We start from the raw sequence: 21,817 nt of genomic DNA on the forward strand, positions 1-21,817 counted from the left end.
CAAAGCAGGGCTGGCTCTACCTCGCGGTTGTAATGGATCTTTTCTCTCGCCGGATTGTGGGCTGGTCAATGAGCCAGCGGATGGGCCGGCATCTGGTGATTGGCGCCTTGCGCACGGCCATCGAGGCGCGCCGACCGGACGGACATCTCATTCATCACTCCGATCGCGGCGCCCAGTACACCAGTGACGATTTCCGAGAGGAACTCGTCCGGCATGGCATCGAATGCAGCATGAGTGCGGCTGCGAATTGCTATGACAACGCTGTCGTCGAAAGCTTCTTCGGCGTTCTCAAACGCGAACGCGTGAACCGTGTACGCTACCGTACCAGAGACGAGGCACGCGCCGATCTGTTCGAGTACATTGAGGTGTTCTACAATCGAAAACGTCGCCATGGGTATCTTGGCAACGTAAGCCCGGCTGACTTCGAGGAGCGGTCAGCCGGATCTTTTGAAACCGTCCACTGAAACGGGGCAAGACGACTTAGCTACCAATCTAGAGCACTTGGGTCTTTCACTAGTTGGTAAGGTATCCGGGCTGAAAGTATGCTTTTGCTGCGCTTCACCCATTCACCCAATCCAATGGCAAGTTTTCCATCACGCGGTTGTGAAAGTCCTTTCGAACAACAAACATCTCAGGGCTCGTTGTCCACATCTCTCCGAATACATGTGTCCCAACGTCCGCAGTTCGGCTACCATTTTTTATTCGAGTTACGGTAGACCATAGCGGACCATGTTCTAAATTGGTGAGAAATTCGTAACGAAAAAACTGGTGATTACCGATTGTTCCAGATTCAGTTGAAAGTAGTCTAACTCGGTCGGTTGGAACTTTGTATGCTGAAGACAAGTCACTAGCAAAACCTCTTGCAATTTCAATAAGGTTGCTCGAATTTCCGCCCCAAGTTCGCCCAGCAAAGACACCGGAATCCGCAAATGAATGTCCTCTTAGGTCAACGTCTATTGGTGCGAGTTCTTCTCTTTCCGTAAACAGATTTGCTTGCTCAATACAAACGTAGATATGAGGCATATCTCCGCATTCAACTTCACTCTCTTCAACTACGCCCCAGCGGCCATCGAAGAGCAGCGAGATTTGCATTCCGTCTTTTTCGAAGGAACCCACCACTGATTGCGCCGAAGCTGATGAAGCGTAAAACATCATCAAGAATAAATAGAGTAACTTGTACATTGCGGATTCCCACTATCTCGCTGCCTGCGCTGAACTGCATTGTATTGATACAGAACATTCCGCCAGAATTGTGTTAACCTTGAACGCTTTTGTCCGCACAACAGAAAAAAAACAGCCCACCGGATGGGTGGACCGTTTTTTGTTGAGCGGTTTCTAACTCAAACCTGACGCACGGCCCCTTTGGCTGCGCTGGTGGTCAGCTTGGCATAGGCCTTCAAAGCAGTAGAAACCTTGCGCTTGCGTGGCTTCGCCGGTTCCCACCCTTTTTCGTCCTGCTCTGCCCGCCGTACAGCAAGTTCCTCATCCGACACGGCCAGATGGATCGAGCGGTTGGGGATGTCGATCTCAATCGTGTCGCCCTGACGCACCAGGCCGATGACACCGCCCTCGGCCGCCTCGGGTGAGACGTGGCCGATGGACAGGCCGGACGTACCGCCCGAGAACCGCCCATCGGTCAGCAGCGCACAGGCTTTGCCAAGACCTTTGGATTTCAGATACGAGGTCGGATACAGCATCTCCTGCATCCCCGGCCCACCACGCGGGCCCTCGTAGCGGATGACCACAACGTCGCCTTCCTTTACCTTGCCGGTCAGGATGTCGCTGACGGCTTGATCCTGGCTTTCGCAGACATAGGCCGAGCCGGTGAAGGTCAGGCTACTGGCATCCACGCCCGCCGTTTTCACGATGCACCCGTCGCGCGCGATATTGCCGAACAGAACCGCCAGACCACCATCCTGACTGAACGCATGTTCCTTGGACCGGATCACACCGCCTTTGCGGTCGGTGTCCAGTTCCTTGTACCGGTTCGACTGGCTGAAGGCCTGTGTGGTGCGCACGCCACCGGGGGCTGCCTTGAACAGCTCTTGTGCCGAAGGGTTGTTGGCAACCTTGATGTCCCAATTGGCAATCGCTTCACCCATGGTTGGCGTATGAACGGTGCTGCAATGTTCGTGGAACAGACCGGCGCGGCTGAGTTCACCCAGAATCGAGAAGATACCACCGGCGCGGTGCACGTCTTCCATATGCACATTCTCGGTATTGGGCGCGACTTTGCAAAGGCAGGGCACCTTGCGGCTAAGCCGATCCATATCGGACATGGTGAAATCGACCCCACCCTCACTGGCAATCGCCAGCAAATGCAGAACCGTGTTTGTCGACCCGCCCATGGCGATATCCAGGCTCATCGCGTTTTCAAACGCATCAAAGGTTGCGATCTCACGCGGCAGGAAACCTGTCTCGTCCAGCTCATAGTGGCGCTTGGTGATTTCGACAATCCGGCGACCGGCCTCAAGGAACAGGTTCTTGCGATCCGCATGCGTGGCCAGGGTCGAGCCATTGCCCGGCAGCGCCAGACCCAGCGCCTCGGCCAGGCAGTTCATCGAGTTTGCGGTGAACATGCCCGAGCATGACCCGCAGGTCGGGCAGGCGTTTTCCTCGATATGCTGAACCTGTTCATCGGTGAAGCGGTCATCCGCGGCGGCGACCATTGCGTCCACCAGATCGATCTTTTTGGCGTCCAGATCGGCGATGTCGATCTTGCCCGCCTCCATCGGTCCGCCCGAGACAAAGATCGCCGGGACGTTCAGCCGCATCGCGGCCATCAGCATACCCGGTGTGATCTTGTCGCAGTTCGAGATACACACCATCGCATCGGCGCAATGGGCGTTGACCATGTATTCGACCGAATCCGCGATCACCTCGCGCGAGGGCAGCGAATACAGCATCCCGTCATGGCCCATGGCGATACCGTCATCCACCGCGATGGTGTTGAATTCCTTGGCGACGCCGCCTGCGGCCTCAACTTCACGCGCGACCATCTGGCCCAGATCCTTCAGGTGGACATGGCCCGGCACGAATTGCGTGAACGAGTTGACGATGGCGATGATCGGCTTGCCGAAATCGTCATCCTGCATCCCGGTCGCGCGCCACAGGCCACGGGCACCGGCCATATTGCGGCCATGGGTAGAGGTTCTGGATCGGTACAATGGCATGATGCTGTTTCCCTTTTGTCTCGGGTTGTATAACGTCGAGATTGTGCGTTATAGCGCACGTACCACATGTGCGCTATAACGCACAAGAGGATTCGAAAGACGGGATTATGGCACCGGACGAGATCACGCTGAAACTACGCGAAGTCAGGACAGCCTCGGGGCTGAGCCTGTCCAAAGCGGCCGAGTTGACCGGTGTCAGCAAAGCCATGCTTGGTCAGATTGAGCGCGGCGAATCGAGCCCGACCATTGCCACACTTTGGAAAATCGCCAAAGGGTTTCGCCTGCCGCTCAGCGCTTTGATTGGCTCGGCGGCGCTGCGTGACCCGGCAAATTCAGGGGTGTTTCAGACAGTTACCTTTCCTGGCAGCATCGAGGTCAAAATCGTCTTTCCCTTTGATCCCGCACTGGGCGCCGAGACGTTTCATGTCCAGCTTGCCCCGAACCAGAGCCATGAATCGCCGCCTCACGCGGTTGGCGTCACGGAAGAGGTGTTTGTTCTCAGCGGCGCGCTTGAGATCCTGCGCAATGGGGACTGGGTGCCGCTGCACGCCGGTCAGGGTCTGCGCTTTGCGGCGGATCATCCACATGGATATCGCGCAGGGTCCGATGGCGCGCAGTTCCTGAATATGCACCACTACGCGCACATGGCCGCGCCTACGGAGATTTGAGCGTCGCATGTCCGAACTGATTGATACCCTGACCTGGGCAGATGCCATCGGCTCCTTGGGTGCGCTGGCCGTGGTTGCCGCCTATTTTGCCACCCAGATGCGATTGATGAATTCAGACGATCTGGCCTTTCCGGTTGTCAACCTGATCGGCTCGATCCTAATCGTCTATTCCCTGCTGCAGAATTTCAATCTGGCCTCGATGTTGATCGAAAGCTTCTGGATCTTCATCAGTCTGATCGGCATTGGGCAGTTTTTCCGCTTGCGCAACCGGTCCAAGGGGTCGGAATAGCTTGAACCCCCACTCTGCCGCGTATAGGGAAATCCGTGCGCGCATAGGAGAGGCATTGATGCTGGACGACCCTAAAACCCTCGTCTCAACCGAATGGCTGGCCGATCACCTCAAGGACCCGGATCTGCGGATTCTGGATGGCTCATGGTACCTGCCGCAACACGGGCGGGACGCAAAGGCCGAGTATGATGCGGCGCATATTCCCGGCGCCCGTTTCTTTGATATTGATGAGATATCCGATCACCGATCTGACCTGCCGCACATGGCTCCGCCGGCGGAAAAGTTCATGTCGCGCATGCGGGCAATGGGCGTGGGAGATGGGCATCAGGTTGTTGTCTATGACGGATCGGGCCTGTCCTCGGCTGCGCGTGTCTGGTGGCTGTTCCGTCTGATGGGGCAGGAAAGTATTGCCGTTTTGGATGGCGGATTGCCGAAATGGCAGGCCGAAGGGCGCGAGATCGAGGATCTGCCCCCCGTGATCCGCGACCGTCACATGACCGTGCGGGTTCAGAACCACCTTGTGCGCGATGTCACGCAGGTCTCTGCCGCCGCCAAGCTGGGCGATCACGAGGTCATCGACGCACGCGCGGCGGGTCGGTTTGTGGGCACGGACCCTGAGCCGCGTGAGGGCCTGCGGTCCGGTCACATCCCCGGATCGCGCAGCGTGCCCTTTGGCAGCTTGCTGAACAAGAACCACACCATGAAATCGCCCGATGAGTGCCGTGCTGTGTTCGAAGCTGCCGGAGTCGATCTGTCCAAGCCCGCCATCACCTCATGCGGGTCGGGCGTGACCGCTGCGATTCTCAGCCTTGCGCTTGAACGCATGGGCAAGAAAGACCACGCGCTTTATGACGGCTCCTGGGCTGAATGGGGTGCCTTCCCGACCCTGCCCGTCGCAACCGGAGAGACCTGATGTTCGAAAACCTCAAACCGCAGCCCGCCGACAAGATTCTGGCGCTGATGCAGATGTACCGCGAAGACCCGCGCGATCAAAAGATCGACCTGGGTGTTGGCGTCTACAAGAATGCCGAAGGTGTTACCCCGGTGATGTGCGCGGTCAAGGCCGCCGAAAAGCGCATTCTGGAAGAGCAGGAGAGCAAGGCCTATACCGGTCTGGCCGGTGATCCCGCCTATGCCGATGCGATGATCGACCTGATCCTGGGCACTTCGGTTCCGCGCGCCAACATTGCCGCCGTTGCGACCCCGGGTGGCACCGGTGCTTGCCGTCAGGCGTTCGAGATGATCCGCATGGCCAACCCGTCGGCCCGCGTGTTCGTGTCGAACCCGACATGGCCGAACCACCTGTCGATCCTGAACTATCTGGGAATGGAAACGGTCGCCTATCGCTATTTCGACGGCGAGACCCGTGGCGTCGATTTCGACGGCATGATCGAAGACCTGAAAACCGCCAAGGCAGGCGACGTGGTTCTGCTGCATGGCTGCTGCCACAACCCCACCGGCGCAAACCTGAACATGGTGCAATGGCAGGAGGTCGTGAACCTGATCAACGAGCTTGGCCTCGTGGCGATGATCGACATTGCCTATCAGGGTTTTGGCGACGGTCTTGAGGAAGACGCACAAGCGACCCGTCTGGTGGCCTCTTCCGTCAAGCGCTGCCTGATCGCGGCGTCCTGCTCGAAGAACTTCGGCGTCTATCGTGAGCGCACCGGCCTGCTGATGGCGATCAGCGATGATGCTGGCCAAACCGCGCTGAACCAGAGCACGCTGGCCTTCCTGAACCGCCAGAACTATTCCTTCCCGCCGGATCACGGGGCAAGGGTCGTGACGACGATCCTGACCGACCCGGAACTTCGCGCGGACTGGCAAGCCGAGTTGGAAGAGGTTCGCCTGTCGATGTTGGACCTGCGTCAGCAACTGGCCGACGAGTTGCAGCGCCACAGCGGCTCAGATCGTTTCGGGTTTATCGCCCAGCACCGCGGTATGTTCTCGCGCCTCGGCGCCGCCCCGGACCTGGTCGAGCAACTGCGCAACGATCACGGCATCTACATGGTCGGCGACAGCCGTCTGAATATCGCTGGTTTGAATGCCACAACGGTTCCAATTCTGGCCAAGGCGATTGTCGACGTCGGCGTCTAACAAGCACAATCCAAAACAAGAAAACCCGGGCGCGGACGCCCGGGTTTTTTGTTGGCAAGATCAAAGTTTAGCCTTTGGAAAACTCAGGGTAAGCTTCCATACCCAGTTCCGCCATGTCCAGACCGTTGATCTCGTCTTCTTCGCTGACGCGGATGCCGAGGGTCGCTTTCAGGATGGACCACAGGATCAGCGCTCCGACGAAAGTGAAGACACCGTAGGCAATGATACCGGTCAGCTGGGTGACCAGGCTGGCCTCACCGTAGAAGATCACGGCGATGGTGCCCCAGATGCCTGCGAACAGGTGAACCGGGATGGCACCGACGACGTCGTCGATCTTGAACTTGTCCAGCATGGGAACCGCGAAGACCACGATGATACCGCCAACAGCACCAATCCACAGGGCGCCGAACAGGGTCGGGGCCAGAGGCTCGGCAGTGATCGAGACCAGACCGGCCAGCGCACCGTTCAGAACCATGGTCAGGTCAGGCTTTTTGTACAGAACCTGTGTCATGATCAGGGCAGCAACAGCGCCCGCCGCAGCGGCCATGTTGGTGTTGGCGAAGATGCGCGACACGTCGGTGACGTCACCCACGGTGCCCATTGCCAGTTGCGAGCCGCCATTGAAGCCGAACCAACCCAGCCACAGGATGAAGGTACCCAGTGTTGCCAGCGCCAGGTTCGAACCGGGCATCGGGTGAACTTTACCGTCCTTGTACTTGCCGATCCTCGGGCCCAGGATCAGACAGCCCGCCAGAGCCGCCCAGCCACCGACCGAATGCACAACAGTCGAGCCAGCGAAATCCGAGAAACCAGCCTCGGACAACCAGCCGCCGCCCCACTGCCAGGAGCCCGAGATCGGGTACAGGATTCCGGTCAGCACGACGACGAAGATCAGGAAGGGCCACAGCTTGATCCGCTCGGCCACGGCACCCGACACGATGGACGCAGTTGCAGCCACAAAGACCAACTGGAAGAAGAAGTCCGAACCGATCGAGGCATAGTCCAAAGCAGCCTCGGCAGGGTCAACACCAACAGGATCAAGCACGGTCGGACCGCCAATGGCAAAGAAACCATTGAAGTCGCCCGGATACATCGTGTTGAAGCCAACCAGCCAGTACATGATCGCGGCAATGGAAAACAGCGCGATGTTCTTGGTCATCTGCATGGCCACGTTCTTGGACCGCACCAGACCGCCTTCCAGCATGGCAAAGCCTGCCGCCATGAAGAAGACCAGGAAGCCTGCCATCAGGAACAGCAGGGTGGTAAAGATGTACTGGGTGTGCAGCGCGGCTTCGCCTTCGGCGGCGGCCTCTTGCGCCAGACCCATCTGCGGCAGCACGACAAGCGCAGCAGCAGGGATGAGAGATTTCATCAGGTTCATTGTCAGTCCTCGGATTGAGTGTGAGTGTCGGCGCCTTACAGCGCGTCCTCGTTGGTTTCCCCGGTCCGCACGCGCATGGCCTGCTCGACATCGAGGACGAAAATCTTGCCGTCGCCGATCTTGCCGGTTTTGGCTGTGGTGGTGATGGTCTCAACGATCTGGTCGGCCATCGTGGCAGGTACCACGATTTCCAGTTTGATCTTGGGCACGAAGTTCACGGCGTATTCCGCGCCGCGGTAAATTTCCGTGTGACCGGATTGCGAGCCGAAGCCCTTGATTTCGGTCACCATCATGCCGCGCACGCCAGCCTGGGTCAGTGCTTCGCGCACTTCCTCGAGCTTGAACGGCTTGATTGTCGCAATGATCAGTTTCACGTCTTTCCCCTCTGCTTCCCCGGTCGGACCGGTTTGTTTGCACCCGCAGAAAAAAGCGTGATCAGGGGCGGTAAGAAACGGTTTCGGGGCGGAAAACTGTCTGAAAATGTCGCAAAGTTGCACATTTTTTGCACACAACACACCATTCGTCTAAAATTTAGGCGGTTGTGAGAGGGAAAATTCCGGAAAATCGGACCTCTACATAGTCAGGCCGCCGGGGTATGGTGGGCCAAAAGTATAACCGGGCAGAGTTTGAGCATGACTGAGTCCAAGCGCCGCAAACCGACTTTGGTCGCGGATAAACGGTATTCGTCGAAGGGACGTAAACCTTCGGCGACCAAGCGGGCTGCGAAACCGGCGGGCCGGAAATCCACCGCTCGAAAAACGACCACACGCAAGACGGCGCGCAAGAAGACCCGCAAACGCGCGGGCGGCAGTGGCGGGGGAATATTCCGCCGTCTGTTCCGCTGGATCTGGCGGCTGGTCTGGGGCGTGACCTGGCGTGTCGGGGCCGTTGTGGCAATGCTGATCGCGCTGGCGGTTGGCGTGGTCTATACCTCTCTGCCTGATGTCGATGCTTTGCTGGATGGTCGCGCGCGCGGGTCGGTAACGATGCTGGACCGCGATGGCAAGGTCTATGCTTGGCGCGGGGATCAGTTCGGCGGGGTGATCACCGCCGATACCGTCTCGCCCCACCTCAAGAACGCGGTGGTCGCAACCGAGGACAAGCGATTCTATCGCCATTTCGGCGTCAGCCCACGCGGCGTGGCCAGCGCGGTGCGGATCAACCTGAGCGAGGGTCGCGGTCCCTTGTCGGGCCATGGGGGCTCGACCATCACGCAGCAGACGGCCAAGCTGCTGTGTCTGGGCGTACCTTACGATCCCAGCGAATGGGAATCCGAGGCCGCCTATGAGGCGGATTGCCGTCAGGGCTCGCTGTGGCGCAAGGGCAAAGAGGCGGTCTATGCGCTGGCGATGGAGGTCAAATACTCCAAGAACGAAATCCTGACGATCTACCTGAACCGTGCCTTCCTGGGTGCCGGTGCGCGCGGGTTCGAGGCCGCAAGCCAGCGCTATTTCGGCAAATCAGCGGCCGAGGTGTCGCCGGCCGAGGCGGCGATGCTGGCCGGTCTTCTGGTAGCTCCGACGCGCTATGCGCCAACCAACAACCTTCAGCGGTCGCAAGATCGTGCGCGACTTGTGGTTGGGCTGATGGAGGCGCAAGGGTACTTGAGCTCGGCGCAGGCCAGTGAAGCCCGCAGCCGTCCCGCCAAACTGTCCGAGGCCGCCGCAGCACGGGCGGGCGGATACTTTGCCGATTGGGTCATGGCCAGCGGGCCGGAGTTCTTCACACGCAACACCACCGAGGATGTGGTGATCCGTACCACGCTGGATCAGCGCATTCAGAAATCGGCAGAAGAGGCCCTGCAATTCATCTTTCAGGAAAAAGTGCGGGAAGGATCCAAGGCACAGGCAGCGATTGTTGTCATGTCTGCCGACGGGGCGGTCCGCGCTATGGTCGGCGGGCGCAAAACCCGCGTGTCGGGCGCGTTCAACCGTGCCACGCAGGCGCTGCGGCAGACCGGGTCCTCGTTCAAACCCTTCGTCTATGCCACCGCCCTGGAACTTGGCTATTCCCCCTATGACACGGTGATGGATGAACCTTACTGTATAAACATCCCCGGTTCGGGCCAGTGGTGCCCCAAGAACTACACCAACAAATACTACGGACGCGTCTCGCTGGCAGATGCGCTGAAAGATTCGCTGAACATTCCCGCCGTCAAGGTGGCCGAGGTGGCTGGGCTTGAGAATGTCCGGACCGTCGCCACCGGGTTCGGGATCGCCAGCGATCTGGCGCAAGGCCCGGCGCTGGCACTGGGCGCTTCGGAAAGCACCCTGATCGAGATGACCGGGGCCTATGCGGGCATCCTGAACGGAGGGTCGTCCGTGGAACCCTATGGCCTGACCGAGTTGAAACTGCTGGGCGATGAGACACCGGTCATGGTGACGACCACAGGGATCGGCGAACGGGTGATCAATGACAATGCCGCCAGACAACTGACGTGGATGATGGAGCGTGTGGTCTCACAAGGAACAGGGGGTCGCGCCAAGCTGCCCGGGTGGCAGGTGGCGGGAAAGACCGGGACGACACAGGCGGCGCGGGACGCGTGGTTTATCGGATTTACGGCAGACTACGTGGCTGGTGTGTGGATGGGCTATGACGACAACACGCCACTGTCGGGCGTAACAGGAGGCGGACTGCCCGCAGAGATTTGGAAAGAAACCATGGTGCGCGTCACGGAAGGCATGACGCCGACCCCGCTACCGATGGTTGTTCCCGATCCGCCGGTTCAGGTTGCCCAGCCGCAACCCCGCCGCAAGCAAGGTGGTGGCTTTGAACGCGCGATCAACAACCTGATCCGCGACATTTTCGGCGGCAATTGAGGTCAAGAAAAAGGCGGCGCACTGGGCACCGCCTTTTTGCAATTCAGCAAGATGACTCAGACGCTGGCGTCCAGAGCCGCGACAATTGCATCGCCCATTTCCGAGGTCGACACCGGCTGCACGCCTTCATCCGCCAGCAGATCGCCCGTACGGACGCCATCGGCCAGAACCTTTTCGATTGCGGCTTCCAGGCGGTCTGCTTCATCGCCCTGATCAAAGCTGTAGCGCAACGCCATGGCGAAACTGAGGATACAGGCAATCGGGTTGGCCTTGCCTTCACCGGCAATGTCCGGGGCCGAGCCATGCACGGGCTCGTACATGGCCTTTGGGCGACCATTCGCCATCGGTGCCCCCAGAGAGGCCGAGGGCAACATGCCCAGCGAGCCGGTCAGCATGGCCGCGCAATCCGACAGGATGTCACCGAACAGGTTGTCGGTGATGATCACGTCGAACTGTTTGGGTGCGCGCACCAGCTGCATTGCGCCGTTGTCGGCATACATATGCGACAGCTCGACTTCGGGATAGTCCTTGGCCACGCGTTCCACAACTTCGCGCCACAGGATACCCGATTCCATCACATTGGCCTTCTCCATCGAGCAGACCTTCTTGTTGCGGCGCATCGCCAGTTCAAAAGCCGAACGCGCGGCGCGTTCGATCTCGGATTCGGTGTAGCGCTGGGTGTTGATGCCAACGCGCTCGTTGCCTTCCCCGAAGATACCGCGCGGCTCACCGAAATAGACGCCCGAGGTCAGCTCGCGCACGATCATGATGTCGAGACCGGCAACGATGTCTTTCTTCAGCGACGAGAAATCGGCCAGCGCATCAAAACACTGCGCGGGGCGCAGATTCGAATACAGGTCCATTTCCTTGCGCAGACGCAGCAGGCCGCGTTCGGGTTTCAGGCTGAAATCCAGATCGTCATATTTGGGGCCGCCCACCGCGCCCAGCAGAACCGCGTCCGCCTCTTGCGCCTTGGCCATTGTTTCGTCCGACAGCGGCTTACCATGGGCGTCATAGGCTGCACCGCCGACCAGATCCTCGCTCACGTCAAAGTGAAGGCCGCGATTGTCGCTAAACCAGCCGATGATCTTGCGCACTTCGGCCATGACTTCGGGGCCAATTCCGTCTCCGGGCAGGATGAGGAGCGAGGGGTTGGACATGAAGGATCTCCTTGCGTTTCACAGCTCAGGCCCTAGCGTCTGAGCCGCATCGGGTCAATGAGACGATCCGGCAGAATCGCGAGGAAAACACATGTTGATACCGGGAAACCCCGTCCCAGGGCTGAAAATCGAAACAGTGGCTCATGGAACCTTCGATCTGGAGACCGACAAAGGTGAAAACGGTACCTTGATGATTCAGTACCGGGGTCTGCACTGCCCGATCTGCATCAAGCAGATGGCCACCGTCGAGGCGGCGCTGGACGACTTCGCAGCACTGGGTGTCGAAGTCATCATGTTGAGCACCGACACGGCGGACCGCGCCGCTGAAACGGTCGCGAAATCCGGCACCTCGCGTCTGCGTGTGGGTCACAGCCTGCCGCTGGCCGCGGCGCGGAACGATTGGAAACTGCTGATCTCGAAAGGCCGCGCCGGCACAGCCGAGGCCCCGTTCTTTGCCGAACCCGGTCATTTTTACATTGCGCCGGATCGGACCCTGTTCTTTGCCTGGCAGCAGTCGACGCCGTTTGCGCGCCCATCGGTCGCTGACATGCATGGCGGCATCAAATACGCATTGGACAACGGCTACCCGCCGCGCGGCACTTACACCGGTGCGCTTTGAAGGCCGGGTTTTAGACCTTGAACCAACAAATCCCAGACCCGGCGAATGCGCGGGGTCTGATGCATCGCCTGTGGCGCGGCCAGCCAGACCGGAAGCGCCAGAACCTCTACATCGGGCAGCAAGATTTCGACATCAGGATCAGCCTCGGCCACCTGAACCTGAGAGAACCCGATCCCGCAACCTGCGCGGACCAACTGCCAATAGGCGCTTTGCAGATCGCACCTTGTGGCAAAGCTGTCCTTGCTGGCGGGCCACCCCCGAGACCGCATCTTGGTGATGATCTGTTCGTTGGCGTCAAAGCCGACCAGATCGTGCTCGAACACTTCGTCGGCAGTCTTCGGCCATCCTGCGCGGTCCAGATAAGAGCGCGCCGCGCAAAAACACAGCTGCACATCCCCAAGATACCGTGAGATCAGGTCCACCTGCTCAGGGCGGTACATGCGCACTGCAATATCAGCCTCGCGGTACAAAAGATTCTCGGTAGTGTCCGTTGCCACCAACTCCAGTTGAATGGCCGGTTCATGCCTTCGGATTTGCGCCAGAATTGGCGGCAGCAAATGGTGCGAGGCAAAAACGGACGCCGTGATACGCACCGTGCCCTCCAATTGTTGCGACTGACCTGCAGCCATCATGCTTATGGCATTCATGGCCGCATGCATCTCTTGGGCCATGGGCAGCAGTTGATTGCCCACATCGCTTGGTGTCAGTCCGCGCGCGTGACGTTCAAACAACGACAGGCCCAGTTCGGACTCCAGCGTCTGAATCTGACGGCCCAGGGTGGGTTGGCTGCGGCCCAGCTGTCGGGCTGCAGCTGAAAGCGATCCGGTTTCTGCCACTGCCAGAAACGTCTGGATCAGGGACCAATCGGCATGAGTCAGGGCTTTGTCCATTCAAAAATGAATACACGATCTACGATTCTCGACAATTCCCTGAATCATTCTTTCAGGTAGACTCAACCCTGACAGGAGGGCCCCATGCCAAAGACCGTTCTAGTTCTAGGAGCATCAGGCCGATTTGGCCGCAATGCCGCGCTGGCCTTTGGGATGGCAGGGTGGGTCGTGCGCAACTTTGACCGCACATGCGATACGCTGGAACAGGCCGCGCAGGGTGCCGACATCATCGTCAACGCCTGGAATCCGCCTTACCCCGATTGGGCCGGTATGCTGCCCGGGCTGCACCAGCGGGTGATCGACGTCGCCGCACAGACCCAAGCCACAGTGATCGTGCCAGGCAATGTCTACGTGTTTGGCCCCGATGCGCCACCCCCTTGGCATGGCGGCACCCCGCATCGGGCTCGGAATCCTCTGGGGCAGATCAGGATAGAGATGGAGGAAGCCTATCGCCGCTCAAACGTGCGCACCATCATTCTACGCGCCGGAGATTTCATTGATACATGCGCGTCCGGCAACTGGTTCGATCAGGTCATGATCAAGAACCTTGCAAAAGGGCGGCTGGTTTACCCCGGCAACCCGGACATCCCTCATGCGTGGGCCTATCTGCCCGATCTGACCCAAACTGCGGTCATGTTGGCCGAGCTTCGCCACGATCTACCTCGGTTCTGCGATGTGCCCTTTTCCGGATACACACTGACCGGCGCCGAGATCGCCCAGTCGCTGTCACGGGTGACGGGACGTGAGGTTTCGGTGTCCCTGATGCAATGGTGGCCCTTGAAACTGGCCCGTCCTTTCTGGCGGCTTGCACCGCATCTACTTGAAATGCGGTATCTGTGGGATCTGCCACACGAGTTGGATGGCCGTTTTCTGGCTGAACTGGTAGAGGCCGTCCCGCAAACCGATCTGGATCAGGCGCTTCGTACCGCAATTCCACAACGGCTGATGAATGACACGCACCATCATGATCGCTATGGAAGCGAGACATCCACCCAAACCAACCGATGACGGCTGGCACGTCTGGCGGCGTCTCGCATTGCGTCATCTTGGTCCGGCCAAAAAAGGCCTGCCTCGACGACATGCAAGTCTGCCGACGGCAGAACATAGTCCACCCGCAATTCACCGACGGCCTTCCAGTCCACGGTGGACATCTGACCCGAAGGTGATTTGGGCTGCGGATCCTGCAAACGCGTGTCCGAAAGAAGGGCGACAATCGCTTCGGTCCGCCCGTCACTGTGTGACGGGTCAAGATTGGCATCCCCGGCAATCACAAAAGGCGCCTTTGGGGCAGGGCCAAGCGCTCCGTCCAACAACACGGACCAGAACCGGATTTCATCGGCATTCCGCAACCCGTTCCGATCTTCGCGCCCGTCAAACACCGGTGGGGTGGCATGGAAGGTCATCAGGTTCAGGCGACCGACAGGCGTATCGATGGGAACAACCCAATGGCCGGTTGACGAGAGCCTCTGTACGTTTTGCGCCTGCTCGGACGGAAAAGGTACACCATCAGAGATCGGCAAATCGGCCCCCGGAAGGTCGCGCCAGAACAGATCCGAGAAATCCTGCGTCTCGGCATGCAAAATCGCATACCGAGACAGGACAGCCAGACCACCATGCCCGGTGAACAATCCCCAACCCTGTGAATCGCCCGGACCCTGCGTGCGCCCATCCCCGTCCAAATCCAGCCCGCTATCGATACCCGTGTTGGGTTGCACCGCGAACTGGTGAGGATAGTCCAGACCAGCTTCTCTGAGAAGCTGCGCCAGCGCCGTCAAGGCCAGCCCTTCCCTATCCCAGTCGATACCTTGCAGAGCTACGATATCGGGGCGAGCCGAAACCAAAACGTCCACAACGGCCTGTACCTGCGCTTCACGTTTTTGGATGTCGCGCAGCAGCAGACCGGGGCCTTTCCTGCTGAGTTCAGTGTTGTAGCTGGCAATGCGCACCACATCGGCCTGCGCTACGTATGGCAGCAACAGCAGGATCAGGGCGCGGATCATGCAGCCTGAGCGGTCTCGTTTGTGGAATAGGCGCGGCGTTTTTCAACGATCAACCCTGCAATCCGCAGCGTCGCCATGCCACGCATGATCATGCTGGCAGGCAGGAAAGCCCAGGCGCACATGGTCCAGATCAGGGTCTGGGGATTTCCGAGTGAAATCGGCACCGAAAAATTGGTCAGAAGCTTGATCACGGCAGGAATCAGGAAGGGCAACAGGATACCGATACAGATGTTCAGACGTCCGTCGCGCTGCAGGCGGGTGACCACGTCCCCCCCTTTTGTGGGATCAAACAGGGGCAGGTTCGTCCAGACATTGAACGCGCCATTTCCGGTGGGCCAGCCACGCAGCTTCACGGCATAGGCAAAGCTGGCGATCGTCACAAGTGCAGCAACATAGGCCACGCTTGCCGTGATGCGCACCAGCTCGATCAAGGGTTGGCCAGCGCCAGAGGGCAACATCAGTACGATCAGCCGGACCGGAGAATAAGGAAAGTCGGCCAAATTCGCGATCGCGACGCCCATTGTGTAAGAAAAACGGGTCATCTCGGTCGGAGCGTAGGCGTCTTTGCAAACCAGGGTCAGAAAGGTGACCATCGACATCAAACCCACAAACCGCAGCCGGTTCACCGGGGGCGCATCGCGGAATTCGATAAAGCTGGGAAAGGCAGAGTTGTATTCGGCAAATGTCAGTATGAACGCGAGAATCGCGATAAAGACCACAATCTCGGTCCCGTTCGTCGATGATACTGGCAGGTACAACGCAGGTGTCAGCACCATGACGGCGACCAAAATCCCACGTATCGCCGCCCCTGTCGTGCGTGCAATCACTATCCGAACCCTTTCAAACCGGAATCAGCCGATTCTGTGCCGACTTCATTCCAACTTGTGCCCGCCGCCTGTTGTTTTTTTTGACGGATACCTCTGTCGCCCCAAGATGGACGACAAGCGGTATTTCGCTCAAGCCGAGGTGCAGATAACACGTGATTTCGGGCAAAATGATGGCGCAACTGGTGCGGGATTGCATCATTTTGAACGCAAATCCGACGTGTATCTCAATATGAGACCTACATGTTGTGGATAACTACGAATCAACCCCAAGAATGCGAACGGGGCCGCACATGCGACCCCGTAAGGTTGAGTGTCAACAGATTCGTCCCCAGAATCATACCCAGGGGCGGGCCTGGCTGGCGTGATCTTCGAATTTGTCGATGTGGTGATCTTTCTCCATGGTCAGACCGATATCGTCCAGACCATTCAGCAGACAGTGTTTGCGGTGCGCATCCACCTCAAACTCGATCACAACGCCGTCGGATGTGGTGATCTGCTGATCTTCCAGATGCACGGTCATGCGGGCGTTTTCGCCCTTGTGCGCATCTTCCATCAAAACCACGTGATGCTCTTCCGCAACCACGATCGGCAGGATGCCGTTCTTGAAGCAATTGTTGAAGAAGATGTCGGCAAAACTGGTCGAGATCACAACCTTGATACCGAAATCCTTGATCGCCCACGGCGCGTGTTCGCGCGAAGAGCCGCAGCCAAAATTGTCGCCAGCCACCAGAATCTCGGTGTTGCGATAGGCGGGTTTGTTCAGAACAAAGTCTTCGTTCTCACCGCCATGGTCGTGATAGCGCATCTCGTCAAACAGAACGACGCCAAGGCCGGACCGTTTGATGGTCTTCAGGTGCACTTTCGGAATGATCATATCGGTGTCGATATTGATCAATGGCATTGGGGCGGCCACCCCGTGGACTTTGTCAAACTTTTCCATATTTACACTCCTGCGGGAGAGGGCCGCGCCCGCGCCCCGCGTTTAAGCTTCTTTCGCTTTTGTTGTTTCATCCTTGGGTGCATTCTTTACGAAGAACGCCATGAAGATCAGGCCGAACCCGTTGAACAGCATCTCGATGCCCAGCAGGATCCCCAACAGGCTCAGCAATGCCGCCGGATCTGCCGCTGCATAAGACCAGATGATACCGGCCAGTATGATCGACAAGATGCCCGAGATCAGCGTGGGCCAGAAAAACTGAGTTCCTTTCATCTGGAACGACAGGATGACCCGCGCGATGCCGCCTGCCATGAACAGGATCAGCATCACCGTCGCCAGCGTCAGCGTGCCCTGCAGCGGGTGATCCAGAAAGGACCAGCCCAGGAACAGCATCACAGCACCCATGATGAGCGACAGGATCTTGTTGCCGGTGCCTTCAACCGTGAAACCGCCGACGACCTGCAACGCACCCGCTATCAGCAGCAACACACCGGTCACCACAGTTACGGCAACAGACGCCACAACCGGCGCACCCAGCACAAAGATGCCGAACGCGATCGACAGAAGCCCCAGCAGAAGCCATTTGATCCAGTCACTCATGTGTTCAATCCCTCAAATATCTAGATATGAGGGCAGCTTACATCAACTCGCGGACGTCTGTCAGCCGTCCTGTGATTGCCGCTGCGGCAGCCATTGCGGGGCTCAGCAGGTGGGTGCGTCCACCGCGTCCCTGACGACCTTCGAAGTTGCGGTTCGAAGTTGCGGCACAGCGCTCGCCCGGTTGCAACTGATCGGGGTTCATCGCCAGACACATGGAACATCCCGCCAGACGCCATTCGAAACCGGCCTCTTTGAAGATGTCCGCCAGACCTTCTTCTTCGGCCTGTGCGCGCACCAGTCCCGAACCGGGCACGACCATCGCGCGCATCCCGTCCTTGACCTTTTTGCCTTTCAGAATCGCGGCCGCAGCACGCAGGTCTTCGATACGGCCATTGGTGCAAGAGCCGATGAAGACGGTGTCGATTTCCACTTCGCTGAGTTTCTGACCGGCTTCCAGCCCCATATATTCGATCGAACGGCGGGCCGCGTCGACCTTACCGCCTTCGAAATCTTCGGGGTTGGGCACGGTTGCGGTGATCGGCAGCACGTCTTCGGGGCTGGTGCCCCATGTCACGACTGGCGCGATGTCTTCACCGCGCAGGGTGATGACCTTGTCGAAATGCGCGTCGTCGTCGGTGAACAGGGTTTTCCACCAATCCATCGCTGCCTCCCACTGCGCACCTTTTGGCGCATGGGGCCGACCTTTGACATATTCAAACGTGGTTTCGTCCGGCGCGATCAGGCCAGCACGCGCGCCGCCTTCGATGGCCATGTTGCAGACGGTCATACGGCCTTCCATCGACAGATCGCGGATCGCTTCACCGCAATATTCGATGACATAACCGGTGCCGCCAGCGGTGCCGGTCTCACCAATCACGGCCAGCGTGATATCCTTGGCGGTCACGCCCGGCTGCAGCTTGCCGGTGATCTCGACCTTCATGTTCTTGGATTTCTTCTGGATCAGGGTCTGGGTGGCCAGAACATGCTCGACCTCGGACGTACCGATGCCGTGGGCCAACGCGCCAAAGGCGCCATGCGTGGCGGTGTGGCTGTCACCGCATACAACGGTCATTCCGGGCAGGGTCCAGCCCTGTTCGGGGCCAACGATGTGCACGATGCCCTGACGGACGTCATTCACCGGATAATAGTGAATGCCGAAATCCTTGGCGTTTTTGTCCAGTGCTTCGACCTGAATGCGCGATTCCGGGTTTTCGATGCCGTTCACCCGGTCCGGCGTGGTGGGCACGTTGTGATCCGGCACCGCGATGGTCTTTTCCGGCGCGCGCACCTTGCGGCCTGCCATGCGCAGGCCTTCGAACGCCTGCGGGCTGGTCACTTCGTGGACCAGATGGCGGTCGATATACAGCAGGCAGGTGCCATCATCGGCTTCGTGCGCGACATGGGCATCCCAGATCTTGTCATAGAGTGTTTTGGGGGACATCGGTCCTCTCCCGTATTAGTATGAGAATTGGCTGGCGAGTTGGCTTAGGCCGCAGATAGGCGGGCCTGAACCGTGCGGGCGGCCCCAAAGAACCGCTCACGCAGGCGCGCACGGTCTTGCAGGTCGATATTCGGGGCCGTAATAGGTCTCATGACGCGTCAGATATAGATACTGACTGAGTCTATCAAGGTCCCTTGCACCATCGCAGATGCCGTTCGGGCACAATGCTGCGAGGGTTGTGGGGTCTTCATTGAAATGTCACAGGGTGCTTGTTACCTTCTATATATCCCGGCGCCGGGGATTTGCGGCGCGCAGCAAAGGAGGACTATGTCCTGTCTCTACATACCCAGGCGGGTTTACCCGCCGAAGACGGGGCCAAAATGATGGCCCACTCTCAGTCAATCAGCGACAAGCTGCTTGCGCGCATCCTTTCCTCACTTTCCGATGACAAGGCCGAAGACGTTGTGCAGATCAACCTGCAGGGCAAGTCCTCGGTTGCGGATCACATGGTGATTGCCTCGGGTCGGTCGACCCGTCAAGTTTCGGCCATGGCGGAAAAGCTGACGGATCGCATCAAGCAGGAATTCGGTTTCACCTCGAAGGTCGAAGGCAAAGATGCCGGCGACTGGGTGCTGATCGATACGGGCGATGTCGTTGTCCATATCTTCCGCCCCGAAGTGCGCGAATTCTATCAGCTGGAAAAGATGTGGCTGCCTGCGGGCGGCAGCGCCTCAGCCAACTGAGGCGCCATCCCGGCCTGCATTAACGGGCCGGAGGCGAGAGAAATATGCGGATCAGCATAGTTGCGGTCGGGCGATTGCGCGCCGGACCCGAGAAGACCCTGCTTGACGACTACCTGACCCGGTTCGACCGCACCGGTCGCGCGCTGGGCCTTGGGCCCGCGCGGGTGATCGAGATTGAGGACAAGAAAAACGCAGGGATGGCTGCCGAAGCTGGGTTGCTGCGCAAAGCGCTGCCCAAAGGGGCTGTGATCTGTACGCTGGATGAGCGCGGACGGCTGATGTCCTCACCCGATTTCGCCAAAAAGCTGGGCAATTGGCGCGACGCAGGCCGGCAGGATCTGGCGCTGATCATCGGCGGAGCAGACGGAATAGATCCCTCACTCCGCGCCGAGGCGGATTTTTCCATCTCCTTCGGGTCAATGGTGTGGCCCCACATGCTGGTCCGTGTGATGCTGGCTGAGCAACTTTATCGGGCCGCGACCATTCTGTCGGGCGGCCCCTATCACCGGGTCTGAGATGGCGCAGCTTTTGATCGTCTACCATTCACGCACCGGCGGCGCCCGGCAGATGGCCGAAGCCGCAGCTGGGGCCGGAGGTGACGACGCAGAAATTGTGTTGAAAACAGCAGACCTCGCTGGGCCTGACGATCTGCTGCGCGCCGACGGCTACATCTTTTGCGCGCCCGAGAATCTGGCGGCGATTTCCGGCCTTATGAAAGAGTTCTTCGATCGCAGCTACTATCCCGTTTTGGGCAAGATCGAAGGCCGAGCCTATTCTCAGATGGTCTGCGCCGGGTCTGACGGAGAAAACGCCGCGCGCCAGATTGCCCGCATTGCAACGGGCTGGCGGCTGAAAGAGGTGCAGCCGCCCCTGATCCTGTGTACCCATGCGCAAACGCCCGAGGCCATTCTGGCCGAAAAGACCATCCCAGACGATCAGCTGGACAAATGTCGCGACATTGGGGCCGCGATGGCCGCCGGGTTAAGTCTGGGGGTGTTCTGAACCTCAGTTCAGGTCGATCACGGTGGTGTCATCGCTCCACCCACCCACATTGTCGCGCGCCTGAATTTGCACCTGCGACAGGCCCGCAGGGATCACCACGCCGCTCAAGGACCGGGTGAAGGGCTGTTCGTCAACGTGGGGATGATGCAGCACGCGCATTCCCAGCTTGTTTCCGTCCATATCCAGAACACGCCAGCCATCGGCGTAGTCATCCCAGCCCGTATCGGGATGCCTAATGGTGACATCAAAGCGCCATGTGTCACCGCTTTGGCTGACCGCAACTTTCTCAATTGTCGGTGGATCGGCAAAGGCAGGGGCGGCAAGAACGGAAGCAAGAATCAGATAACGCATAAGCAAACCCTACAATGTTGCACGACCCTAAGGGATCACGTCTTGGTGTCAGAGGGCAATGTCACAAGAACCGAGCGGGAATGTGAGGCGAACTCGCGCCGGTAGAGCACGCCGAACGTGATGCCCGTGCCGAGGATCAGCGCGACAGGTCCCAGGAACCAAGCCAAAGAGGCCAACGCAAAATAGGTGGCGCGCAGTGCGCGGTTGAAGCTGCGCGCGGCGGTCACGCAAATCTCGGCGGCTTGTGCGGCGCGCGGATAGGCTTGCGGGTCTTCCGGGTCATTCGGAACAGCCGCCATCAGCACCGCGCAATACCCAAACAGACGGTGCGCCCAGACGTATTTCAGAAAGGCGTTGGCCAGGAACAGGATCACGACCAGTATCTTGATCTCCCACACCAGCGCGGGGGCGCTGCCGATGGCCAGATCACTGGCAACGCCAGCCAACTGCTCGGTATTGCCCAGCAGGGCAAGCCCACCGCCAATGGCGATCATCGTGGTCGAGGCGAAGAACGTACTGCCCTGCCGCATCGCCGCCACGACCTGCGCGTCGAACATGCGCGGCTGACGGGTCACCATCTCGTGCATCCAGCCGCGGCGGAAGCCGTCCATCATCATCGCAACGGATTGCCGTTCGGGGGACGGGTTCTCGATCCTCCAGCCAATCCCCTGCCAAGCCCCGACGAGCAGCAGGATGGCGACATAGTCCAGCGTGGAAAACATGAGTGCGCGATCAATCCAGGTCATGGCGCGACAGTAGGGTCAGATCATTGAACTTGCCAGATGAAGAAATTGGTAATATTATTTTACCAAATCGGAGG

The 21,817-nt window shown here is 59.0% G+C and carries 25 protein-coding genes; 11 read left to right on the forward strand and 14 right to left on the reverse strand.

Annotated features, from left to right (window positions below; genetic code table 11):
- Nucleotides 1-464: IS3 family transposase (locus ACR0L4_RS17430; protein ID WP_480514373.1), on the forward strand; the 464-nt coding region annotated here is incomplete at its 5' end.
- A gap of 94 nt (nt 465-558) precedes the next feature.
- Here ACR0L4_RS17430 and ACR0L4_RS17435 read toward each other — a convergent pair.
- Nucleotides 559-1,182 carry a hypothetical protein gene (locus tag ACR0L4_RS17435; RefSeq protein WP_480514374.1) on the reverse strand — a complete coding sequence of 208 codons (624 nt, stop codon included), beginning with the start codon at nt 1,180-1,182 and terminating at the stop codon, nt 559-561.
- A gap of 158 nt (nt 1,183-1,340) precedes the next feature.
- Nucleotides 1,341-3,173, reverse strand: a complete 1,833-nt coding sequence (gene ilvD / locus ACR0L4_RS17440) for a dihydroxy-acid dehydratase (RefSeq protein ID WP_480514375.1) — start codon at nt 3,171-3,173, stop codon at nt 1,341-1,343.
- A gap of 107 nt (nt 3,174-3,280) precedes the next feature.
- Between ilvD and ACR0L4_RS17445 the strand changes: the two genes are divergently transcribed.
- The 4 genes from ACR0L4_RS17445 to ACR0L4_RS17460 are packed head-to-tail and all read left to right on the forward strand — an operon-like array spanning nt 3,281 to nt 6,227.
- Nucleotides 3,281-3,841, forward strand: a complete 561-nt coding sequence (locus ACR0L4_RS17445) for an XRE family transcriptional regulator (RefSeq protein WP_170753962.1) — start codon at nt 3,281-3,283, stop codon at nt 3,839-3,841.
- A gap of 7 nt (nt 3,842-3,848) precedes the next feature.
- Nucleotides 3,849-4,130 (forward strand): CBU_0592 family membrane protein, encoded by a 282-nt coding sequence (locus ACR0L4_RS17450; protein WP_480514376.1) that lies wholly within the window; start codon nt 3,849-3,851, stop codon nt 4,128-4,130.
- A gap of 58 nt (nt 4,131-4,188) precedes the next feature.
- A complete protein-coding gene (sseA, locus tag ACR0L4_RS17455; protein WP_480514377.1) occupies nt 4,189-5,043 on the forward strand; it encodes a 3-mercaptopyruvate sulfurtransferase in 855 nt (284 codons plus the stop codon).
- The gene (locus tag ACR0L4_RS17460) at nt 5,043-6,227 is read left to right on the forward strand and encodes an amino acid aminotransferase (protein WP_480514378.1); all 1,185 of its coding nucleotides are present in this window, start codon (nt 5,043-5,045) and stop codon (nt 6,225-6,227) included. Before sseA ends, ACR0L4_RS17460 begins: the two co-directional genes overlap by 1 nt.
- A 67-nt stretch (nt 6,228-6,294) precedes the next feature.
- On the opposite strand, the gene ACR0L4_RS17465 is transcribed toward ACR0L4_RS17460, so the two are convergent.
- Entirely contained in the window at nt 6,295-7,608 is a 1,314-nt protein-coding gene (locus tag ACR0L4_RS17465) for an ammonium transporter (protein ID WP_480514379.1), read from the reverse strand.
- 35 nt (nt 7,609-7,643) lie between these two features.
- Nucleotides 7,644-7,982: a P-II family nitrogen regulator gene (locus ACR0L4_RS17470; RefSeq protein WP_170753937.1), complete on the reverse strand. Its 339-nt coding sequence runs from the start codon at nt 7,980-7,982 to the stop codon at nt 7,644-7,646.
- A gap of 258 nt (nt 7,983-8,240) precedes the next feature.
- Here ACR0L4_RS17470 and ACR0L4_RS17475 point away from each other — a divergent pair, with 258 nt between their 5' ends.
- The gene (locus ACR0L4_RS17475; RefSeq protein WP_480514380.1) at nt 8,241-10,427 is read left to right on the forward strand and encodes a transglycosylase domain-containing protein; all 2,187 of its coding nucleotides are present in this window, start codon (nt 8,241-8,243) and stop codon (nt 10,425-10,427) included.
- Nucleotides 10,428-10,483: 56 nt separating this feature from the next.
- Here the strand turns inward: ACR0L4_RS17475 and leuB are convergent, their stop codons facing one another.
- Nucleotides 10,484-11,587, reverse strand: a complete 1,104-nt coding sequence (gene leuB / locus ACR0L4_RS17480) for a 3-isopropylmalate dehydrogenase (protein ID WP_480514381.1) — start codon at nt 11,585-11,587, stop codon at nt 10,484-10,486.
- A gap of 91 nt (nt 11,588-11,678) precedes the next feature.
- On the opposite strand from leuB, the gene ACR0L4_RS17485 reads away from it, so the two are divergent.
- A complete protein-coding gene (locus tag ACR0L4_RS17485) occupies nt 11,679-12,206 on the forward strand; it encodes a redoxin domain-containing protein (RefSeq protein WP_480514382.1) in 528 nt (175 codons plus the stop codon).
- Here the strand turns inward: ACR0L4_RS17485 and ACR0L4_RS17490 are convergent.
- Nucleotides 12,188-13,096, reverse strand: a complete 909-nt coding sequence (locus ACR0L4_RS17490; protein WP_480514383.1) for a LysR family transcriptional regulator — start codon at nt 13,094-13,096, stop codon at nt 12,188-12,190. The genes ACR0L4_RS17485 and ACR0L4_RS17490 overlap by 19 nt on opposite strands.
- Before the next feature lie 84 nt (nt 13,097-13,180).
- Between ACR0L4_RS17490 and ACR0L4_RS17495 the strand changes: the two genes are divergently transcribed.
- A complete protein-coding gene (locus ACR0L4_RS17495; RefSeq protein ID WP_480514384.1) occupies nt 13,181-14,104 on the forward strand; it encodes a Rossmann-fold NAD(P)-binding domain-containing protein in 924 nt (307 codons plus the stop codon).
- On the opposite strand, the gene ACR0L4_RS17500 is transcribed toward ACR0L4_RS17495, so the two are convergent.
- The 6 genes from ACR0L4_RS17500 to ACR0L4_RS17525 all read right to left on the reverse strand — a co-directional run bounded on the left by ACR0L4_RS17500 (nt 14,068) and on the right by ACR0L4_RS17525 (nt 19,053).
- On the reverse strand, nt 14,068-15,096 hold the full coding sequence (locus ACR0L4_RS17500; RefSeq protein ID WP_480514385.1) for an endonuclease/exonuclease/phosphatase family protein: 1,029 nt from the start codon (nt 15,094-15,096) through the stop codon (nt 14,068-14,070). The two genes, ACR0L4_RS17495 and ACR0L4_RS17500, sit on opposite strands and share 37 nt — an antisense overlap.
- On the reverse strand, nt 15,093-15,923 hold the full coding sequence (locus ACR0L4_RS17505) for a hypothetical protein (RefSeq protein ID WP_170753923.1): 831 nt from the start codon (nt 15,921-15,923) through the stop codon (nt 15,093-15,095). Before ACR0L4_RS17505 ends, ACR0L4_RS17500 begins: the two co-directional genes overlap by 4 nt.
- A gap of 334 nt (nt 15,924-16,257) precedes the next feature.
- On the reverse strand, nt 16,258-16,863 hold the full coding sequence (gene leuD / locus ACR0L4_RS17510) for a 3-isopropylmalate dehydratase small subunit (RefSeq protein ID WP_480514386.1): 606 nt from the start codon (nt 16,861-16,863) through the stop codon (nt 16,258-16,260).
- Nucleotides 16,864-16,905: 42 nt separating this feature from the next.
- Nucleotides 16,906-17,460 carry an HdeD family acid-resistance protein gene (locus ACR0L4_RS17515; protein WP_480514387.1) on the reverse strand — a complete coding sequence of 185 codons (555 nt, stop codon included), beginning with the start codon at nt 17,458-17,460 and terminating at the stop codon, nt 16,906-16,908.
- Nucleotides 17,461-17,497: 37 nt separating this feature from the next.
- Entirely contained in the window at nt 17,498-18,901 is a 1,404-nt protein-coding gene (gene leuC, locus ACR0L4_RS17520; RefSeq protein ID WP_480514388.1) for a 3-isopropylmalate dehydratase large subunit, read from the reverse strand.
- Nucleotides 18,902-18,945: 44 nt separating this feature from the next.
- Entirely contained in the window at nt 18,946-19,053 is a 108-nt protein-coding gene (locus tag ACR0L4_RS17525; RefSeq protein WP_170753913.1) for an isopropylmalate isomerase, read from the reverse strand.
- Between the two features lie 228 nt (nt 19,054-19,281).
- Between ACR0L4_RS17525 and rsfS the strand changes: the two genes are divergently transcribed.
- From rsfS to ACR0L4_RS17540, 3 genes are read left to right on the forward strand one after another with little or no spacing between them, the layout of a single operon-like run.
- Entirely contained in the window at nt 19,282-19,644 is a 363-nt protein-coding gene (rsfS, locus tag ACR0L4_RS17530; protein WP_170753960.1) for a ribosome silencing factor, read from the forward strand.
- A 44-nt stretch (nt 19,645-19,688) separates the two neighbouring features.
- On the forward strand, nt 19,689-20,159 hold the full coding sequence (gene rlmH / locus ACR0L4_RS17535) for a 23S rRNA (pseudouridine(1915)-N(3))-methyltransferase RlmH (RefSeq protein ID WP_170753911.1): 471 nt from the start codon (nt 19,689-19,691) through the stop codon (nt 20,157-20,159).
- Nucleotide 20,160: 1 nt separating this feature from the next.
- Nucleotides 20,161-20,646: a flavodoxin family protein gene (locus ACR0L4_RS17540; protein WP_480514389.1), complete on the forward strand. Its 486-nt coding sequence runs from the start codon at nt 20,161-20,163 to the stop codon at nt 20,644-20,646.
- Nucleotides 20,647-20,649: 3 nt separating this feature from the next.
- Here the strand turns inward: ACR0L4_RS17540 and ACR0L4_RS17545 are convergent, their stop codons facing one another.
- Nucleotides 20,650-20,997, reverse strand: a complete 348-nt coding sequence (locus ACR0L4_RS17545) for a hypothetical protein (protein ID WP_480514390.1) — start codon at nt 20,995-20,997, stop codon at nt 20,650-20,652.
- Nucleotides 20,998-21,032: 35 nt separating this feature from the next.
- Nucleotides 21,033-21,743 (reverse strand): DUF599 domain-containing protein, encoded by a 711-nt coding sequence (locus ACR0L4_RS17550; RefSeq protein ID WP_170753903.1) that lies wholly within the window; start codon nt 21,741-21,743, stop codon nt 21,033-21,035.
- Between the last annotated feature and the right edge of the window lie 74 nt (nt 21,744-21,817).

This window comes from Ruegeria sp. AB5 (assembly GCF_056542645.1).

What these genes read in the sequence shown, in the direction of transcription:
- leuD (WP_480514386.1), bottom strand. Translation starts at nt 16,863, where the DNA reads ATGGAAAAGTTTGACAAAGTCCACGGGGTGGCCGCCCCAATGCCATTG.
- ACR0L4_RS17435 (WP_480514374.1), bottom strand. Translation starts at nt 1,182, where the DNA reads ATGTACAAGTTACTCTATTTATTCTTGATGATGTTTTACGCTTCATCA.
- ACR0L4_RS17525 (WP_170753913.1), bottom strand. Translation starts at nt 19,053, where the DNA reads ATGAGACCTATTACGGCCCCGAATATCGACCTGCAAGACCGTGCGCGC.
- ACR0L4_RS17545 (WP_480514390.1), bottom strand. Translation starts at nt 20,997, where the DNA reads ATGCGTTATCTGATTCTTGCTTCCGTTCTTGCCGCCCCTGCCTTTGCC.
- ACR0L4_RS17465 (WP_480514379.1), bottom strand. Translation starts at nt 7,608, where the DNA reads ATGAACCTGATGAAATCTCTCATCCCTGCTGCTGCGCTTGTCGTGCTG.
- ACR0L4_RS17540 (WP_480514389.1), top strand. Translation starts at nt 20,161, where the DNA reads ATGGCGCAGCTTTTGATCGTCTACCATTCACGCACCGGCGGCGCCCGG.
- rlmH (WP_170753911.1), top strand. Translation starts at nt 19,689, where the DNA reads ATGCGGATCAGCATAGTTGCGGTCGGGCGATTGCGCGCCGGACCCGAG.
- leuB (WP_480514381.1), bottom strand. Translation starts at nt 11,587, where the DNA reads ATGTCCAACCCCTCGCTCCTCATCCTGCCCGGAGACGGAATTGGCCCC.
- ACR0L4_RS17450 (WP_480514376.1), top strand. Translation starts at nt 3,849, where the DNA reads ATGTCCGAACTGATTGATACCCTGACCTGGGCAGATGCCATCGGCTCC.
- rsfS (WP_170753960.1), top strand. Translation starts at nt 19,282, where the DNA reads ATGATGGCCCACTCTCAGTCAATCAGCGACAAGCTGCTTGCGCGCATC.
- leuC (WP_480514388.1), bottom strand. Translation starts at nt 18,901, where the DNA reads ATGTCCCCCAAAACACTCTATGACAAGATCTGGGATGCCCATGTCGCG.
- ACR0L4_RS17490 (WP_480514383.1), bottom strand. Translation starts at nt 13,096, where the DNA reads ATGGACAAAGCCCTGACTCATGCCGATTGGTCCCTGATCCAGACGTTT.
- ACR0L4_RS17515 (WP_480514387.1), bottom strand. Translation starts at nt 17,460, where the DNA reads ATGAGTGACTGGATCAAATGGCTTCTGCTGGGGCTTCTGTCGATCGCG.
- ACR0L4_RS17550 (WP_170753903.1), bottom strand. Translation starts at nt 21,743, where the DNA reads ATGACCTGGATTGATCGCGCACTCATGTTTTCCACGCTGGACTATGTC.
- sseA (WP_480514377.1), top strand. Translation starts at nt 4,189, where the DNA reads ATGCTGGACGACCCTAAAACCCTCGTCTCAACCGAATGGCTGGCCGAT.
- ACR0L4_RS17475 (WP_480514380.1), top strand. Translation starts at nt 8,241, where the DNA reads ATGACTGAGTCCAAGCGCCGCAAACCGACTTTGGTCGCGGATAAACGG.
- ACR0L4_RS17500 (WP_480514385.1), bottom strand. Translation starts at nt 15,096, where the DNA reads ATGATCCGCGCCCTGATCCTGCTGTTGCTGCCATACGTAGCGCAGGCC.
- ACR0L4_RS17460 (WP_480514378.1), top strand. Translation starts at nt 5,043, where the DNA reads ATGTTCGAAAACCTCAAACCGCAGCCCGCCGACAAGATTCTGGCGCTG.
- ACR0L4_RS17445 (WP_170753962.1), top strand. Translation starts at nt 3,281, where the DNA reads ATGGCACCGGACGAGATCACGCTGAAACTACGCGAAGTCAGGACAGCC.
- ACR0L4_RS17495 (WP_480514384.1), top strand. Translation starts at nt 13,181, where the DNA reads ATGCCAAAGACCGTTCTAGTTCTAGGAGCATCAGGCCGATTTGGCCGC.
- ACR0L4_RS17485 (WP_480514382.1), top strand. Translation starts at nt 11,679, where the DNA reads ATGTTGATACCGGGAAACCCCGTCCCAGGGCTGAAAATCGAAACAGTG.
- ilvD (WP_480514375.1), bottom strand. Translation starts at nt 3,173, where the DNA reads ATGCCATTGTACCGATCCAGAACCTCTACCCATGGCCGCAATATGGCC.